Below are 15,815 nucleotides of genomic sequence, written 5' to 3' on the forward strand. Positions count from 1 at the left end.
CGGCGTCATTTCCGTTTCCCGGGCCCTCGGGAAGGGGTGCGGATTCCCGTATCGATGTGCGAGTCGCCCGGCCCGTACGGTGATCTCAATGGCACCGACGGTTGGGAGGGACTCGTTCATGACTCTGCAATCGGCTCCGCGACTCGGTGTGGTGGTTCCGTCCGGAAACGCCGCCGCCGAACCCGAGATCGGCAGCCTCGTCAGCCCCGCATTCAATGTGCACACCTCACGATTTCCCGTGCTTCCCGGAAAAGACCTGCGCGGTCGTCTGGAGAAGTACAACGACGTGCTCCCCGAAGTGCTGGGGAATTTCGGCGGACTGCGTCTCGACGCGGTCGTCGTCTCCTGCACCGGTTCGCACTACCTCCTCACGCCCGAAGGCGACCGCGCGCTCTGCGCGGAACTCTCCGAGCGCGCCGGAGTGCCCGTGCGGTCCGCGGCCCTGGCCATCCTCGACACCGCGCGGGCGGTGGGCGCCGAGCGGCTCGTCCTCGTCTCGCCGTACGAACCCTGGCTCACCGAACTCTCCCAGGCCTACTGGGAGTCGGCCGGGCTCGCGGTCGACCGGGTCGTCAAGATCAGGGCCGGCGCGCGGTTCTCCCCGTACGACGTGACCACCGACGAGCTCGTCGCCCAGGTCCGGGAGGCCGAACTCCCCGAGGACGCGACGCTGTTGTTCACCGGCACCGGCATGTTCACCTTCGACGCCCTCGCCGAGCTCGGCCGGGACGGCGGGCGCACCCTGCTCACCTCGAACCTGGCGAGCGCCTGGTGGGCCCGCGACACCCTCGGCCTCCCGGCAGGCGGCCCCGACGCCCACCCGCTGCTGCGCCGACTGGCGGAGCGGTCGGCAGCTGCGACCGTGTCGTGAGCGGCCGATCAGCGGCCCACGGACCGGCGTCCCTCGGGCGGCCCGCCCCCCACGCCCCCGTCGCCGTCGTCGGCGCCGGTCCCGTGGGTCTGACCGCCGCGCTCGTCCTCGCCCGGGCCGGCGTCCCGGTGACCGTCCTGGAGTCCAGGAGCGAGCTGGCCACCGAGTCCCGCGCCTCCACCTTCCACCCCGCGACCCTCGACCTCCTCGACGAACTCGGCGTGGCGGCCGCCCTGCGCCGTCAGGGCCGCACCGTCGACCGCGTCCAGTGGCGCGACCTGGACGGCGCCGTGCACGCCGAGCTGGACTACGCCCTGCTCGCCGGGCACACCCGCCACCCCTACCGGCTCCACGTCGAACAGGCCCGGCTCACCCCGCTCCTGCTCGACGCGCTGACCGCGACCGGGATCGCCGACGTACGGTTCGGGGCCACCGTCACCGGTGCCGAGCAGACCGGCGCCGGGGTGCGGCTGCGCACCGAGGACGCGGCGGGACGCGCCGCCTCCACCCACCACCCGTACGTCCTGGCCGCCGACGGCAGCCGCAGCCGGCTGCGCGAGATCGCCGGACTGCCCGGCACGGCCCAGGAGTACCCGGACTACGCGCTCCGCGTGGTCACCGACGCCCCGCTCGACGCGCTGGTCCCCGGGCTCGCCGCGCTGACGTACGTCCGCGACCCGCGGGGCTCGGTCAGCGCGCTCGGGATGCCCGACCACTGGCGGCTCATCTTCCGGATCCCGCGCGGGACGCCCCGCGACGAGGTGCTCGCGCCGGACGCCGTGCGCGCCCGGGTCGACCGGGCCCTGCCGGGCGGCGCCGGACGGGCCGTGCGCGTCACGGACGCGCACACCTACCGGCTCGCGCGGTTCCTGCTGCCCCGCTACCGGGACGGCCGGATCCTGTTCGCCGGGGACGCGGCCCACCTCACCTCCACCGCCGGCGGCCTGAACATGAACTGCGGCCTGCACGACGCCGTGGAGACCGGCCGGGCCCTCGCCGCCGTGCTGACCGACGACACCGGCGACGAGACCCCGCTCGACGCGGCGCTCGCACACCGCCGCTCCGTCGTCGAGACGGCGGTCCTCCCCCGCAGCGAGGCCCGCACCGCCGGGCTGGACAGCCCCGCCGAACTCCGCGCCCGGATCGCCGACCTGCGGCGCACCGCCGCCGATCCCCGCACGGCCACCGACTACCTGCTCAAGGCATCACTTCTCGACGTCGCACCACGACCCAGGAAAGGCGAGACACATGCGGATCTGGTTTCACAAGCACACCGTTGAGGGACGCCTGCCGCTGCTCGACCAGTGGTACCGCGAGCACCTCGACGCGATCGCCGCACCCGGCACCACCGTCGACATCAAGACCCTGCCGGCCGACACGTACCCCGACCGCACCCCCTTCGGGCTCGTCGGCCACCACTCCGCCCAGGTGCTGTTCAGCCGGCACTTCTCCGAGTCCGCGCTCGTCGCGGAGCGGGAGGGCTACGACGCCTGGGTGATCGCCGCCGGCCAGGACCCCGGCCTGCGCGACGCCCGCCACCTCGCCTCCATCCCCACCCTCGGATACGGCGAGACGGCCTTCTTCCTCTCGGCGCTCACCGGCCAGCGCTTCGGCGTCCTCGGCTTCATGCCGCCCCTGGAGGAGCCCATCAGGGCCAACATCCGCCAGTACCGCCTGGAGTCCTCGCTCAGCTCGTACGAGGTCGTGCCCGGCGGCTGGGACTCCGTGCACCGCTCCCTGGAAGGCGACTTCGACGAGTTCGTCGAGGTGTACTCGGCGGCCGCCGAGCGCGCCGCCCGGGCCGGAGCCGAGGTCATCATCCCCGCCGAGGGCATCCCCAACGAGATCCTCTGGCACCTCGGCATCCACGAACTCCACGGCCTGCCCGTGATCGACCCCGCCGGACTCGCCGTGAAGCTCGCGGAGACCCTCGTCCAGCTCGGTGAGCTGAAGCTCTTCCAGCGCAGCGGGCACGGCTACTGGTTCAGCCGTCCCGACGAGCCCGTCTCCAAGCACCTGGAGCAGGTCTTCCTCGGCTCGGCCCTCTAGGAGATGCCGTGTCCGACGTCCCGCACCACCCGCGTCCCCGATCGCTCGCCGCCATGCCCCCCGAGGAGTCACGCCCATGACGTACGACGCCTACGGCCGCAACACCGCGGCCACCGACCCCGCCGCCCCCTACTACCGCCCGCGCCGGCTCCGCCGCACCCCCGCGCTGCGCCGCTTCGCCGCCGAGACCCGCGTCGGCCCCGCCAACCTCGTCCAGCCCCTCTTCCTCCGCGAGGGCCTCACCGAACCGCGTGAGATCCCCTCCATGCCGGGCGTCTTCCAGCACACCCGCGACACCCTCCGCAAGGCGGCCGCCGAGGCCGTCGCCAACGGGGTCGGCGGACTCATCCTCTTCGGGATCCCCGAGCACAAGGACCCCACCGGCACCGGCGCCGTCGACCCGGACGGCATCCTCCAGGTCGCCCTGCGCGACGTCGTCGCCGAGGTCGGCGACTCCACCGTGGTCATCGGCGACATCAACCTCGACGAGTACACCGACCACGGCCACACCGGCGTCCTCGACGCCGCCGGCGACGTCGACAACGACGCCAGCATCGAGCTGTACGCCCAGGCGGCCGTCGTCCAGGCCGACGCCGGCGCCCAGATCGTCGCCCCCAGCGGCATGATGGACGGCCAGGTCCGCCGCATCCGCGAAGCCCTCGACCAGGCGGGACACCAGTCCGTCGCCATCCTCGGCTACTCCGCCAAGTACGCCTCGCACTTCTACGGCCCCTTCCGCGACGCCGTCGAGTCCACCCTGCGCGGCGACCGCAAGGGCTACCAGCAGTACCCCGGCAACATCCGCGAATCCCTCCTGGAGGTCTCGCTCGACGTCGCCGAGGGCGCCGACCTGGTGATGGTCAAGCCCGCCCTCGCCTACCTCGACATCGTCCGGCTCATCGCCGACCACGTGCAGGTCCCCGTCTCCGCCTACCAGGTCTCCGGCGAGTACTCCATGGTCGAGGCGGCCGCCGCCAAGGGCTGGATCGACCGCGACCAGGTCGTCCGGGAGAGCCTCGCCTCCATCCACCGCGCCGGCGCCACCCAGATCATCACCTACTGGGCCTCCGAGTTCGCCCAGAGCCTGGACCGGTGACCCGGTGACCTCGTCCGCCACCATGCTGGTCCTCGGCATCAGCCATGCCAGCGCCCCGCTCGACCTCCTGGAGAGACTCGCCGGCACCGACCGGCCCGCCGAGGACCTCGTCTCCGACGCGACCTCCGTCGACGGCATCGACGCCGCCGTCGTCGTCTCCACCTGCAACCGCCTGGAGATCTACGCCGAGACCCGGGGCGGCACCTCCGACCTGGGTGAACTCGACGGTCTCGGCGAGCTGTTCGCCCAGCACACCGGCGTCGACCACGAGGAGATCGCCCCGCACCTCTACAGCCACCACTCCGACGGAGCCGTACGCCACCTCTTCGCCGTCGCCTCCGGACTCGAATCGGTCGTGGTCGGCGAGGACCAGATCCTCGGCCAGGTGAAACTGGGCCTCGAACGGTCCCAGCGGCTCGACCGGACCGGCCGCGTCCTCGCCAAGGCCGTCCAGACCGCCCTCAGGGTCGGCAAGCGGGCCCGCAACGAGACCGGGCTCAACGAGGCCGGCCGCTCGCTCGCCACCGCCGGGCTCGGCTTCTTCGAGCGCCGCGTCGGCTCCCTGCACGGCAAGACCGCCCTCGTCATCGGCGCCGGCGCGTTCGCCGGAGTCGTCGTCGCCGCCCTGCGCCGCTCCGGCCTCGACCGGGTCCACGTCGCCAACCGCACCCCGGAGAAGGCCCAGCGGCTCGCCGAGACCACCGGGGGAACGGGCTACGACCTGGCCGACCTGCCCCGGCTGCTCACCGAGGTCGACGTCGTCGTCGGCGCCACCGCCGCCACCGGGCACCTCGTCACCGCCCGGGACGTCGAGGAGGCGCTCGCCGCCCGGGACGGCCGCGAGCTGTTCCTGCTCGACCTGTCACTGCCGCACAACATCGCCCCCACGGCGGCGGAACTTCCCGGCGTCACCTTCGTCGACCTGCGGCGGATCGCGGAGGAGGGCCAGGAGGACGAGATCTCCGCCGCCAGCGTCCAGGCCGCCCACGAGCTGATCGACGCCGAGGTCGAGCAGTTCCGTACGGGCCTCCGGCTCGCCGGCGCCAAGCCCGTCCTCACCGCCCTGCGCACCGCCGCCACCGAGGCCGCCGAGGCCGAACTCGACCGGCTCGCCCGCCGCCTCGAAGGACTCGACGGCGCCGCGCGGCAGGAGATCGGCCGCAGCGTGCGCCGAATCGTCGACAAGGCGCTGCACCAGCCCACCGTCCTGGTGCGCGAGCTGGCGGCCGACCCGGACGGCGCCCGGCACATCGCCGCCTTCACCCGCCTGTTCGCCGCCGCGGAGACCACCGACGGCGGCGGCACCGACACCACGAACGAGAAGAAGATCGAGGCCATCGCATGAGTGACATCTCGGCCCTCTGGGAAGCCGAATCCATCGCCGTCATCGGGGCCAGCGAGCGCCCCGGCGCCCTGGGCCGCAAGCCGCTCGACTACCTCCTCCGGTACGGCTACAAGGGCCGCATCCTGCCGGTCAACCCGCGCTCCCCGGAGATCCTCGGCGTCCCCGCGTACCCCAGCGTCAAGGACGCCCCCGGCCCCGTCGACCTGGCCCTGATCATGGTCTCCGCCGAGCGGGTCCCCGGCGCCGTCGACGACTGCGTGGCCGCCGGCGTCAAGCTCGCCGTCATCGCCTCCTCCGGCTTCGCCGAGACCGGCGAGGAGGGCGCCCGCCTCCAGGCGGAGGTCGTCGCCAAGGCCCGCGCGGGCGGCCTGCGGATCATCGGCCCCAACTGCATCGGCGCCGTCGGGTACGAGAACCGGGTCCTCGCCACCTTCAGCCCGCTCTTCGGCGCCGAGTCCGTGCCCTTCGAGCCCGGCACCCTCGCCTTCGTCAGCCAGAGCGGCGCCCTCGGCTTCGGCGCCGCCAGCCTCGCCCTGGAGCGGGGCCTGCGCCCCGGCTGGGTCGTCAGCACCGGCAACGACGCCGACGTCACCGCCCTCGAAGTCCTCCGCGAACTGTCCGCCGTCCCCGAGGTCACCGGTCTCCTCGGTTACCTGGAGGACACCCCCGACATCGGGACCCTCCGCGAACTGGCCGGCTCCGGCAAGCCCGTCGCCCTCCTCAAGTCCGGCCGTACGGAGGCGGGTGGCCGCGCCGCCGCCTCGCACACCGGCGCCCTCGCCACCGACGACCGGGTCCTGGACGCCGCCCTGCGCGGCCTCGGCATCGTCCGCGTCGAGGACATCGACGAACTCCTCGACGTCGCCCGGGTCTTCGAGTCCGAGCGGCGCCCCGCCGGCAACCGCGTCGCCGTCGTCACCACCTCCGGAGGCTCCGGCATCCTCGCCGCCGACGCCGTCGAGGCCCACGGCCTGGAGCTCAGCGCCCTGGAGCCGCGCAGCAAGGAGGCGCTCGCCGAGATCGTCCCCGCCTTCGGGGCCATCGACAACCCGGTCGACATCACGGCCACCGTCCTCAGCGACCCGTCCCTGTTCGACCGCTCCCTCGACGTCCTGATCGCCGACGAGACCGTCGACATCATCGTCGCCGCCTTCTGCGTGATGGCCGGACCCGACGTCGAGAAGGCCGTCAACGCCCTCTCCCGCGCCGCCGTGAAGGGCGGAAAGCCGGTCCTCGTCGCCCGCACCGGAGCCGATTTCCTCGCCCCCGACGCCCCCCGCGACCTGCGCGAGGCCGGCCTCCCCGAGTACCCGACGCCGGCCCGCGCCCTGCGTGCCGCCGCCGCCCTCTGGGAGGTCAGCCGCCCCCGTACGCTCCCGGACGCCCCGCGCCCCGGGACGGTCGCAGGACCCGGTGCCGAAGCGACCGAGCCCGAGCTGAAGCGGCTCCTCGCCGACGCGGGGATCTCCGTGCCGAAGGGCCGGATCGCGGCGGACGCCGAGGACGCGGCACGGGCCGTGACCGAGGTCGGCGGTACGGCGGTGCTGAAGGCCGTGGTGCCCGGACTGCTCCACAAGACGGAGGCCGGAGGCGTCGAGATCGGCGTCACCGCGGACACCGCGTCCGAGGCGTACGGCCGGCTCGCCGCGTTCGGCGGCCAGATCCTCGTCGAGGAACTCGTCGAGGACGGCGCCGAGTTGATCGTCGGCGTCCACAGCACCGACCTGGGCCCGGTGCTCACCGCCGGCCTCGGAGGGATCTTCACCGAGGTCCTCGACGACGTCGGCCACCGGCTCCTGCCGCTGGCCCCGGGCGAGGGCGCCGAGCTCCTCGCCGGGCTGCGCGGCGCGAAGATACTCGCCGGCACCCGGGGCCGGGCCGCCGTGGACGTCGAAGCCGCCGCCGCGCTCCTCCACAAGGTCGGCGACCTGGTCCAGGACTGGCCCGCCGGCTTCGCCCTCGACCTCAACCCGGTGCGGGTCCTCACGAAGGGCGCGGTCGTCCTGGACGCGGCGCTGAGCGTCGACGACTCCGAGGAGACGGCCCGATGAGCGGTACGGAGAACAGCAAGGCCCTCTTCGAGCGCGCCCGCAAGGTCACCCCCGGCGGCGTCAACTCGCCGGTCCGCGCCTTCGGCGCCGTCGGCGGCACCCCCCGCTTCATCGCCTCCGCCGAAGGCCCGTACCTCACCGACAGCGACGGCAACGAGTACGTCGACCTCATCTGCTCCTGGGGCCCGATGATCCTCGGCCACCGCCACCCGGCCGTCGTCGAGGCCGTCACCCGGGCGCTGGAGCGGGGCACCTCCTTCGGGGCCCCGTCCACCGGAGAGGTCGAACTCGCCGAGGAGATCGTCGACCGGGTCGCCCCGGTCGAGCAGGTGCGCCTGGTCAGCTCCGGCACCGAGGCCACGATGTCGGCGATCCGCCTCGCCCGCGGCTTCACGGGCCGGAACAAGATCGTGAAGTTCGCCGGCTGCTACCACGGCCACGTGGACGCACTCCTCGCCTCCGCCGGCTCCGGCCTCGCGACCTTCGCGCTGCCCGACACCCCGGGCGTCACCGGCGCCCAGGCGAGCGACACGATCGTCCTGCCGTACAACGACCTGGCGGCCGTCGAGAAGGCCTTCGCCGAGATCGGCGACGAGATCGCCGCCGTCATCACCGAGGCGGCCCCCGGCAACATGGGCGCCGTCCCGCCGCTGCCCGGCTTCAACGCCGGCCTCAAGGAGATCACCGCCCGCCACGGCGCGCTGTTCATCTCCGACGAGGTCATGACCGGCTTCCGGGCCGGCCGCTCCGGCTGGTACGGCCGCGACGGCGTCGCCCCCGACCTGCTGACCTTCGGCAAGGTGATGGGCGGCGGCTTCCCGGCGGCGGCCTTCGGCGGACGCGCGGACGTCATGGCCCACCTCGCCCCGGCGGGACCCGTCTACCAGGCGGGCACCCTCTCCGGGAACCCGGTCGCCACCGCGGCGGGCCTCGCCACCCTGCGGCACAGCACCCCCGAGGTGTACGAGCGGCTCGACCAGGTCTCGGCCACCATCGGCGCCGAGGTCTCCGCCGCCCTCGCCAAGGAGGGCGTGGCGCACCGGCTGCAGTACTCCGGCACCATGTTCTCCGTCTTCTTCGGGGAGGACGAGGTGGTGGACTTCGACGGGGTCCGCGCCACCGAGTCGTACCGCTACACGCCGTTCTTCCACGAGCTGCTGCGGCAGGGCGTCTATCTGCCGCCCTCGCCCTTCGAGGCCTGGTTCGTCTCCGCCTCGCACGACGACCGGGCCGTGAGCCGGGTGGTCGAGGCGCTGCCGGCAGCGGCGGCGGCAGCGGCGTCGGCGAAACGCTGAGGACCCGACGTACAGGGGTCGTACACGAAGAGCCCCCGTGGTCCACGGGGGCTCTTCCGCCTGCCAGGAGATCTACTCGGCGAGATCGATCCGCACCTCGACGTTCCCCCGTATCGCCTTCGAGTACGGGCAGCGCCCGTGGGCGGCGTCCGCGAGCCGCCGCGCCTCGGCGGCGTCGAGGCCGGGCAGGCCGACGGTGAGGACCACCGACAGGTGGAAGCCGCTCTCCTCCTTGTGCAGCGCCACCTCGGCGGTGACGGTGTCGTCCGCGAGCGCGGTCCTGGACTCGCGCGCGGAGACCCGCAGCGCACTGTGGAAGCAGGCGGCGTAGCCGGCGGCGAAGAGCTGCTCGGGATTGGTCGCGGTGCCGGAGCCGCCGACGGCCTTGGGGCTCGACAGCGGCAGGTCGAGGAGCCCGTCGGAGGAGTGCACGGCGCCGTTGCGCCCGTCTCCGGTGGAGGTGACCTCGGCGGTGTAGACGACGGTCATGCGGCATTCCTTTCGCAAGCGGAGAAAAGGGAATCGCCTCAGTCTCGGGCGCTGCGGAATTCCCGGCGCTACGGATCTCCGCAGTCCTGTCCGGAGGGGCGCGCAATAGCGTGGAGGAATCAAAGGACCAAGAATTCAAGGGAGTTGGCCATGGCAGGACCGCTGAGCGGAGTGCGCGTACTGGAATTCGCGGGTTCGGCACCCACCGCGTTCGTCGGCACCGTCCTGTCCGGTCTCGGCGCCGATGTCGTACGGGTGGACAGGGCGCCCGCCGGCCCGCCCGCGCCCGACGCGGAGCGCCCGGCGGAGAACCCGCTGTCCCGGGGCCGCCGTTCGGTCGCCCTCGACCTGAAGAGCCCCGAGGGGACCGAGCAGGCGCTCCTCCTCGCCGAGCGCGCCGACGTCCTGGTCGAGGGCTTCCGCCCCGGCGTCGCCGACCGCCTCGGCATCGGCCCCGAGGCGGCCCTCGCGCGCAACCCGCGCCTGGTGTACGGGCGGCTCAGCGGCTGGGGCGGCGAGGGCGCGTGGGCCGGGCGCGCCGCCCACGACCTCGCGGTGCTCGCCCTGACCGGCGCCCTGGACACCGACCCGGAGAGCGGGGCGCCGGTGCCGCCGCCCACCGCGTACCTCTCCAGCTTCGCCGGCGGCGCCAACGCCCATGTGCACGGGCTGCTCGCCGCCCTCCACGAGCGGGAGCGCTCGGGCCGGGGCCAGGTCGTGGACACCGCCCTCGCGGACGGCGCCGCCCTGATCGCCACCCTGGTCCACCAGTGGCGCGCGGTCCCCGGCAACCACACCGTCACCGACGCCCCGCACTACTCCTTCTACTCTGCCGCCGACGGCCTGCACCTCGCCGTCGCCGCCATCGAACCCCGGCTCTACCGGAACCTCCTGGAGCAGCTGGGCCTGGCGGACGACGGCAGCCTCCCCGACCGCGCCGACCCGGCCGCCTGGCCCGGGCTGCGCGCCCTGATCGCGGCCCGTTTCGCGACCAGGGACCGCGAGCACTGGGTGAAGCTCTTCGACGCCGTGGACGCCGGAGTGGCCCCGGTGCTGACCGCCGCCGAGGCGGCCGAGCACCACCAACTGGCGGCGCGCGGGTCCTTCGTGGAGGTCGGCGGCACCCTCCAGCCGGCCCCCGCCTCCCGCTTCGACCGCACCCCGGCGGATGCTCCGGGCCGCGCCCCGCTCCCGGGCGAGCACACCGACGAGGTGCTGAGCGAGTGGGCTCAGGCCTCCAGGTAGCGCAGCACGGCCAGGATCCGCCGGCTGTAGCCGTCGGTCCGGTGGAGCTCCAGCTTGTCGAAGACGGCGTTGAGGTACTTCTCCACCGCGCTCAGCGAGAGGTGCAGCTGCCGGGCGATGGCCGCGTTCGTGTAGCCCTGGGCCAGTACCTCCAGGACCTCCCGCTCGCGCGGGGTGAGCCGGGCCAGCGGATCGGCGTGGGTGCTGCGGACGACCAGCTGGTGCACGACCTGCGGGTCGATCGCCGCACCGCCCGCGTGGATCCGGTCCAGCGCGTCGAGGAACTCCTCGACCTGGGCCACCCGGTCCTTGAGGAGGTAGCCGACGCGTTCGGCGCCGGCCGCGAGGAGCCGGGCCGCGTAGCTGCGTTCGACGTACTGGGAGAGCACCAGCACCCCCGTCTCCGGCAGTCTTTCGCGGATCTCCACGGCGGCCCGCAGCCCCTCGTCCGTGTGGGTGGGCGGCATCCGGATGTCGGCGACGACGACGTCCGGGCGCCGTGCCTCCACCTCGGCGACGAGCGTCTCCGCGTCGCCGAGGGCCGCGAGCACCTCATGGCCCTCCTCGACGAGCAGCCGTACCAGGCCCTCCCGCAGCAGGGTCGAGTCCTCGGCCAGGATCACGCGCACGGCAGCTCCGCGACAAGAGTGGTGGGTCCCCCGAGGGGGCTGTCGACATGCAGGGTCCCGTCGAGCGCGGCGACCCGGCTGCGCAGGCCGGTCAGACCGCTGCCCGCCGGGTCCGCGCCGCCCCGGCCGTCGTCCTCGACCCGCACGGTGAGCAGCGGGCCGGCCCGCGTCACGGCCACGGAGACGGCGGAGGCGGAGGAGTGCTTGGCGGCGTTGGTGACGGCCTCCGACACCACGAAGTACGCGGCGGACTCGACCGGCCGGGGGAGTGGCGCGTCCCCCGCCTCGAAGCGGACGCGCAGCGGGATCGCGCAGCGCTCGGCCACCCCGCCGAGCGCCTCTTCGAGGCCCAGGCTGTCGAGGGCCGCCGGATACACCCGCCAGGCCACGTCCCGCAGTTCGGCCAGGACGTCCTGGGCCTCCCGGTGCGCCTGCCGCAGCAGGGCGTCCGCCTGCTCCGGGTCGCGCTCCCGGCCCCGGCGCGCCCGGCCGAGCAGCATGGCCAGGGCCACGAGCCGCTGCTGGACGCCGTCGTGGAGGTCCCGCTCGATGCGCCGGCGCTCGGTGTCGACGGCCTGGACGACGGCGGCCCGGCTGAGGGCGAGTTCATCGATGCGGCGCCGCAGCAGCTCCTCCTCGGAGGGGCCGAAGCACGCGCGCGCGAGGCGGGCGTCGAGCGCGGCCAGCGCGTACAGGCCCTGGACGTCGAGGTAGAGCAGGACGCCGCCGAGGAGCAGCTGACCGGGGAGTTCGGGCCAGCCGAGCGAGCCCCGGACCAGGCCCCGGACGAGCAGGACGGCCAGGACCTCGCCGAAGACGAGGAGCCCGAGAACGATCCCGGTCACCAGGCCGGCCCCCACACGGGCGGCGAGGTAGCGGAGGATCCGCCGGTCGGGGACCTCGTACGCACCGGGGAACCGGTCGCCGAAGAAGACCGCGCGGCGCCTCCGCTCCAGGGCGGCGAGCCGCCGGGCCCCGGCCATCAGGAGCGGCCGCGCGCGGGGCCAGGGTCCGAGGGCGGCTCCGGCGACGAGCAGGAAGACCGCGCCGGGGAGGGCGCTCAGGCAGCCGAGCACCACGCCGACGAGCCGCATGCCCGCAGACCTGGCCCCCGTACCGTCCCCTTCGCCCCCTCGCACGGTCCCGGAGCCTAGTACGGGGGTCCGTTCCCCGCTCACGAGGTACGGCGGTGCTGGGCGCGCCCGCGCCCCCGGAGCCGTACGGCGAGGAACGCGGCCAGGGCCACGAGGACCAGCACGAGCACGGCCTTGGACAGCACGCCCACGTACCCCTCGACGAGGTCCCAGCGGTCCCCGAGCCAGTAGCCGGCCATCACCAGCACGCTGTTCCAGACCAGGCTGCCCAGTGTCGTCAGCGCGAGGAAGACGGGCATCGGCATCCGCTCGACCCCCGCCGGGACGGAGATGAGACTGCGGAAGATCGGCACCATCCGGCCCAGGAACACCGCCTTGGTCCCGTGCCGGGCGAACCACCGCTCGGTGCGCTCCAGATCGGAGACCTTCACCAGCGGCAGCCGGGCCCAGAGCGCGTGCATCCGCCGCTGCCCGAAGAGCGCGCCGATCCAGTAGAGGGCGACCGCCCCGGTCACCGAGCCCAGCGTCGTCCAGAACAGTGCCGAGACCAGGCTGATCACGCCCTGCCCGGCGGCGAAGCCGGTGAGCGGCAGGATCACCTCGCTGGGCAGCGGCGGGAAGAGGTTCTCGAGCGCGATGGCGAGCCCCGCGCCGGGGCCGCCCATCGTGTCGACGAGCCCGGCGGCCCAGCCGGCGAATCCGCCGGCGGGCTCCCCGGCCAGGGCCAGGGGGAGGGGCGGATGAGGGACGAGCGCGCTGATGGGCATGGTGGGTCTCCAGGATGACGAGCGACTTCCCGAGGCCCGCGCCCCGGCATGCCCTCACGCTAGAAATCCCTGCTCACCGCCGGTACGAGGCTTCCCACCCGACCCCCCTGCGGAAAACCGCAGGGGGCGGGGCCGTCGAGGGTCAGGCGCCCGGCCGGAACGGGCCGTCGAGGGCCGCCCACTGGAGCAGCATCACGGTCTTCGCATCGGCGATCCTGCCGTCGCGGACCATGGCGAGCGCCTCCGCGAAGGGGAGTTCCACGGTGGTGATGTCCTCGCCCTCGGCGGCGACGCCGTGTGCGCTGCCGGGGGAGTGGGCCGGGTCGTAGGGGGCGGCGAAGAAGTGCAGCCGCTCGGTGACCGAGCCGGGGCTCATGTAGACCTCGAAGACCCGCTCGGGGACACCGATGGCGTAGCCGGTCTCCTCCTCGGCCTCGCGGCGGATCGCCTCCTCCGGGCTCTCGCCGTCCAGGAGCCCGGCGGCGGTTTCGAGCAGCATGCCGTCGGGGTGCCCGTTGACGTAGGCGGGAAGGCGGAACTGGCGGACCAGCAGCACGGTGCGGCGGTCGGTGTTGTGGAGCAGGACGGTCGCCCCGTCCCCGCGGTCGTAGGTCTCGCGCTGCTCACGGCTCCAGTGCCCGTCACCGTGCCGGTAGTCGAAGGTGGTCTTCCGCAGGACGTACCAGTCGCAGGACAACACCTCGACGTCATGGATCCGCACCCCCGGGTTGCCGGTCAGGTCGCGGCCGTGCCGGTCGAGGCCGGTGCGGCCGCGGCGGTCGGGGGTGTCGATGCCGGCCGTCATCGGGCGGCCGGGACGGCGGCGATGTCCGTGTACACGGCCGCGCCCTGTCCGAGGGCCTCGGCGACCATCCGGTCCGCGCCCTCGGAGGGGCCGCCGATCCGCAGCACCGCGTCGCAGCGGGACAGCAGCCGCTCGGCCACGGGGTGGAAGATCTCGTCGAAGAGCGGGTCGCCGGGACCGGCGCTGCCGGCGGTCTCCACGAGCGGGAGGGCGAGGGCTTCGCCCGTGACGGGCAGGTGCCCGGCACGGAAGAGCACGAGCGCCGCCTCGTTCATCGCCCGCACGTTGGCTGCGAGTTTGTGGGGGTCGTCGCCGGTGCCGGACCGATAGGGCCCGGCGACGAGGATCATCAGGGGGCGGGGTTCAGGGGGCACGACCGCATCACTCCTTGAGCGGGGGTACGGGTGGGGGCGTAGGCGTAGGCGTAGACGTAGGCGTAGGCGTAGGTGCGGGGCGTCAGGGCTCAGGCGAGCACCGTCTCGACGCCCGCGTCGCGCAGGGCGTCCAGGGTCTCGGGGCCGCGGGGATGCGTGGCGGCGTCCTCGGCGGCCCGGTCGGTGACGAACCGGTGTACCGCGTCGAGGGGGGCGACCCGGCTGAACGCGCGCACGCCCAGCTTGGTCGCGTCCGCGACGGCGACCGTACGGGTGGCCCGGGCGAGTCCGGACTGCTTGACGGCCGCGTCGTCGAGGGAGAACTCCGACCATCCGTGCCCGGCGTGCACACCGCCGATGGACATCACGAAGCAGTCGAAGGCCAGGTCCCCGAGGGTGCGCAGCGCGAGCGGTCCGACGAGGGAGCGCTCGCCGGGACGCGAGCGGCCGCCCACGACGAGGAGGTCGATCCCGGGCCGGTCGGCCAGGACGACCGCCGCCTGGAGGCTCAGCACGGCCACCGTCAGCGGGCCGCGCCCGGCCAGATGCTCGGCGACGTGCACGGTCGTGGTCCCCGCGTCGAGGAGCACGCGCGAACCGGGCTCCACGAGCGCGGCCACGGCCGAGCCGAGCCGGTCCTTGGTCGCGGCCTGCCAGGGCTCCCGTGCGGTGAACCCGGCCTGCTCCGCACGCGCGCGCGTGGCGACGGCGCCACCGTGCACCCTGCGCACCAGACCCTGACGCTCCAGCGCGTCGAGGTCCCTGCGCACGGTCATCTCCGAGACACCCAGGCGAAGGGAGAGCTCCGACACGGAGACCCGGTCGGAGCCCTGCACCAGCCGCAGGGTCAGGTCCAGACGATTGGCGACACCCATGACACTTTTCTACCACGCACCTGTGCGAACGAACATCGCGATGTGCGAATCGTGAATGCGGGCTGCGGGCTGCGGGCTGCGGGCTGCGGGCTGCGGGCTGCGGAGTCCCCGTGCCGCCCGGCGGTCCGAGGGGGCCATTCCGCTCCGTCCGCGCTCACGCCCCGTCGAAGAGCAGCCCCAGCGCCACCTCGCGGTAGTGGCGGATGTGACGGAGGGAGCAGTCGGCCGCCGCGTCGGCGTCGCCCGCGGCGATCGCCTCGTACAGCATGCGGTGCTCCGCCCAGAGGGAGCCGGGGTCGTCGATCTGCTGGAAGAGCCAGCGGAGGCGTCCCTCCAGGGACTCCAGGGTGGTGGCGAGCATGTCGTTGCCCGCGAGTTCCACGATGTGGTGGTGGAAGGCGGCGTTGGCGCGGGAGACGCGCTCCGGACGACCGGACAGCGTCACCTTGCGCGCTTCCTCCAACAGGGCTCGGAGCTCTTCGAGTTGGGCCTCCGTGCGGCGTTCGGCGGCCCTGCGGGCGGCAAGCACCTCCAGAGCCTCGCGCAGGTCGAAGAGGTTCTCCACGTCCTGTCCGGAGAGTTCGCGGACGACGATGCGGCGCGGCGAGAGGGCCTGCAGGAAGCCCTCGCCGAGCAGGATGCGGATGGCCTCGCGCACCGGGACGCGGGAGACCCCGAACTCCTCGGCCACGTCGCGCTCGACGAGCCGGTCCCCCGGTCGCAGCCGTCCGTCGATGATGCGGTCCCGCAGCCCCTCGCAGACCTGGTCGCGGAGCCAGCCGCCGCCGCTGGAGATGGTCGCGGCGCCCTCGGTCTCGGTCATGTGCCCT

At 73.8% G+C, this 15,815-nt stretch carries 16 protein-coding genes; 8 read left to right on the forward strand and 8 right to left on the reverse strand.

Translation table 11 applies throughout. From position 1 onward, the window contains the following. The first annotated feature begins 118 nt into the window (after positions 1 to 118). From ACFYX3_RS33210 to hemL, 7 genes are all read left to right on the forward strand, one after another. The gene (locus ACFYX3_RS33210) at positions 119 to 871 is read left to right on the forward strand and encodes an arylmalonate decarboxylase (protein WP_389021498.1); all 753 of its coding nucleotides are present in this window, start codon (positions 119 to 121) and stop codon (positions 869 to 871) included. Next, positions 868 to 2,151, forward strand: a complete 1,284-nt coding sequence (locus tag ACFYX3_RS33215) for an FAD-dependent oxidoreductase (RefSeq protein WP_389021501.1) — start codon at positions 868 to 870, stop codon at positions 2,149 to 2,151. Before ACFYX3_RS33210 ends, ACFYX3_RS33215 begins: the two co-directional genes overlap by 4 nt. After that, on the forward strand, positions 2,120 to 2,920 hold the full coding sequence (locus tag ACFYX3_RS33220; protein ID WP_116158486.1) for an aspartate/glutamate racemase family protein: 801 nt from the start codon (positions 2,120 to 2,122) through the stop codon (positions 2,918 to 2,920). The genes ACFYX3_RS33215 and ACFYX3_RS33220 overlap by 32 nt, the downstream gene beginning before the upstream one ends. A 76-nt stretch (positions 2,921 to 2,996) precedes the next feature. After that, a complete protein-coding gene (gene hemB / locus ACFYX3_RS33225; protein ID WP_389021505.1) occupies positions 2,997 to 4,016 on the forward strand; it encodes a porphobilinogen synthase in 1,020 nt (339 codons plus the stop codon). 4 nt (positions 4,017 to 4,020) lie between these two features. Beyond that, on the forward strand, positions 4,021 to 5,361 hold the full coding sequence (gene hemA / locus ACFYX3_RS33230; RefSeq protein ID WP_389021509.1) for a glutamyl-tRNA reductase: 1,341 nt from the start codon (positions 4,021 to 4,023) through the stop codon (positions 5,359 to 5,361). Beyond that, positions 5,358 to 7,412 carry an acetate--CoA ligase family protein gene (locus ACFYX3_RS33235; RefSeq protein WP_389021512.1) on the forward strand — a complete coding sequence of 685 codons (2,055 nt, stop codon included), beginning with the start codon at positions 5,358 to 5,360 and terminating at the stop codon, positions 7,410 to 7,412. Before hemA ends, ACFYX3_RS33235 begins: the two co-directional genes overlap by 4 nt. Further along, positions 7,409 to 8,707, forward strand: a complete 1,299-nt coding sequence (gene hemL, locus ACFYX3_RS33240) for a glutamate-1-semialdehyde 2,1-aminomutase (RefSeq protein WP_389021516.1) — start codon at positions 7,409 to 7,411, stop codon at positions 8,705 to 8,707. Before ACFYX3_RS33235 ends, hemL begins: the two co-directional genes overlap by 4 nt. Positions 8,708 to 8,779: 72 nt before the next feature. Here the strand turns inward: hemL and ACFYX3_RS33245 are convergent, their stop codons facing one another. Further along, positions 8,780 to 9,196, reverse strand: a complete 417-nt coding sequence (locus tag ACFYX3_RS33245) for an organic hydroperoxide resistance protein (protein WP_376585112.1) — start codon at positions 9,194 to 9,196, stop codon at positions 8,780 to 8,782. A 150-nt stretch (positions 9,197 to 9,346) separates the two neighbouring features. Between ACFYX3_RS33245 and ACFYX3_RS33250 the strand changes: the two genes are divergently transcribed. Then, a complete protein-coding gene (locus tag ACFYX3_RS33250) occupies positions 9,347 to 10,441 on the forward strand; it encodes a CaiB/BaiF CoA transferase family protein (protein ID WP_389021520.1) in 1,095 nt (364 codons plus the stop codon). On the opposite strand, the gene ACFYX3_RS33255 is transcribed toward ACFYX3_RS33250, so the two are convergent. The 7 genes from ACFYX3_RS33255 to ACFYX3_RS33285 all read right to left on the reverse strand — a co-directional run bounded on the left by ACFYX3_RS33255 (position 10,426) and on the right by ACFYX3_RS33285 (position 15,808). Then, a complete protein-coding gene (locus tag ACFYX3_RS33255; RefSeq protein WP_116158479.1) occupies positions 10,426 to 11,070 on the reverse strand; it encodes a response regulator transcription factor in 645 nt (214 codons plus the stop codon). The genes ACFYX3_RS33250 and ACFYX3_RS33255 overlap by 16 nt on opposite strands. Then, the gene (locus tag ACFYX3_RS33260) at positions 11,061 to 12,164 is read right to left on the reverse strand and encodes a sensor histidine kinase (protein ID WP_389021523.1); all 1,104 of its coding nucleotides are present in this window, start codon (positions 12,162 to 12,164) and stop codon (positions 11,061 to 11,063) included. The genes ACFYX3_RS33255 and ACFYX3_RS33260 overlap by 10 nt, the downstream gene beginning before the upstream one ends. 80 nt (positions 12,165 to 12,244) lie before the next feature. Next, positions 12,245 to 12,931 carry a DedA family protein gene (locus ACFYX3_RS33265; RefSeq protein WP_382663333.1) on the reverse strand — a complete coding sequence of 229 codons (687 nt, stop codon included), beginning with the start codon at positions 12,929 to 12,931 and terminating at the stop codon, positions 12,245 to 12,247. A gap of 142 nt (positions 12,932 to 13,073) precedes the next feature. Further along, positions 13,074 to 13,736, reverse strand: coding sequence for an NUDIX domain-containing protein (locus ACFYX3_RS33270; RefSeq protein ID WP_389021528.1), 663 nt, complete (start codon positions 13,734 to 13,736; stop codon positions 13,074 to 13,076). After that, on the reverse strand, positions 13,733 to 14,086 hold the full coding sequence (locus ACFYX3_RS33275; RefSeq protein WP_389021665.1) for a DUF4406 domain-containing protein: 354 nt from the start codon (positions 14,084 to 14,086) through the stop codon (positions 13,733 to 13,735). The genes ACFYX3_RS33270 and ACFYX3_RS33275 overlap by 4 nt, the downstream gene beginning before the upstream one ends. 113 nt (positions 14,087 to 14,199) lie before the next feature. Continuing rightward, positions 14,200 to 14,985, reverse strand: coding sequence for a DeoR/GlpR family DNA-binding transcription regulator (locus ACFYX3_RS33280; protein WP_376585102.1), 786 nt, complete (start codon positions 14,983 to 14,985; stop codon positions 14,200 to 14,202). Positions 14,986 to 15,139: 154 nt separating this feature from the next. Continuing rightward, positions 15,140 to 15,808: a GntR family transcriptional regulator gene (locus ACFYX3_RS33285; protein WP_389021532.1), complete on the reverse strand. Its 669-nt coding sequence runs from the start codon at positions 15,806 to 15,808 to the stop codon at positions 15,140 to 15,142. Positions 15,809 to 15,815: the final 7 nt, after the last annotated feature.

The organism is Streptomyces sp. NPDC002463 (assembly GCF_042889835.1).
Taxonomy (GTDB): Bacteria; Actinomycetota; Actinomycetes; order Streptomycetales; family Streptomycetaceae; genus Streptomyces; species Streptomyces nymphaeiformis.

What these genes read in the sequence shown, in the direction of transcription:
- ACFYX3_RS33210 (WP_389021498.1), top strand. Translation starts at nt 119, where the DNA reads ATGACTCTGCAATCGGCTCCGCGACTCGGTGTGGTGGTTCCGTCCGGA.
- ACFYX3_RS33220 (WP_116158486.1), top strand. Translation starts at nt 2,120, where the DNA reads ATGCGGATCTGGTTTCACAAGCACACCGTTGAGGGACGCCTGCCGCTG.
- hemB (WP_389021505.1), top strand. Translation starts at nt 2,997, where the DNA reads ATGACGTACGACGCCTACGGCCGCAACACCGCGGCCACCGACCCCGCC.
- ACFYX3_RS33235 (WP_389021512.1), top strand. Translation starts at nt 5,358, where the DNA reads ATGAGTGACATCTCGGCCCTCTGGGAAGCCGAATCCATCGCCGTCATC.
- hemL (WP_389021516.1), top strand. Translation starts at nt 7,409, where the DNA reads ATGAGCGGTACGGAGAACAGCAAGGCCCTCTTCGAGCGCGCCCGCAAG.
- ACFYX3_RS33245 (WP_376585112.1), bottom strand. Translation starts at nt 9,196, where the DNA reads ATGACCGTCGTCTACACCGCCGAGGTCACCTCCACCGGAGACGGGCGC.
- ACFYX3_RS33250 (WP_389021520.1), top strand. Translation starts at nt 9,347, where the DNA reads ATGGCAGGACCGCTGAGCGGAGTGCGCGTACTGGAATTCGCGGGTTCG.
- ACFYX3_RS33260 (WP_389021523.1), bottom strand. Translation starts at nt 12,164, where the DNA reads ATGCGGCTCGTCGGCGTGGTGCTCGGCTGCCTGAGCGCCCTCCCCGGC.
- ACFYX3_RS33265 (WP_382663333.1), bottom strand. Translation starts at nt 12,931, where the DNA reads ATGCCCATCAGCGCGCTCGTCCCTCATCCGCCCCTCCCCCTGGCCCTG.
- ACFYX3_RS33270 (WP_389021528.1), bottom strand. Translation starts at nt 13,736, where the DNA reads ATGACGGCCGGCATCGACACCCCCGACCGCCGCGGCCGCACCGGCCTC.
- ACFYX3_RS33275 (WP_389021665.1), bottom strand. Translation starts at nt 14,086, where the DNA reads ATGATCCTCGTCGCCGGGCCCTATCGGTCCGGCACCGGCGACGACCCC.
- ACFYX3_RS33280 (WP_376585102.1), bottom strand. Translation starts at nt 14,985, where the DNA reads ATGGGTGTCGCCAATCGTCTGGACCTGACCCTGCGGCTGGTGCAGGGC.
- ACFYX3_RS33285 (WP_389021532.1), bottom strand. Translation starts at nt 15,808, where the DNA reads ATGACCGAGACCGAGGGCGCCGCGACCATCTCCAGCGGCGGCGGCTGG.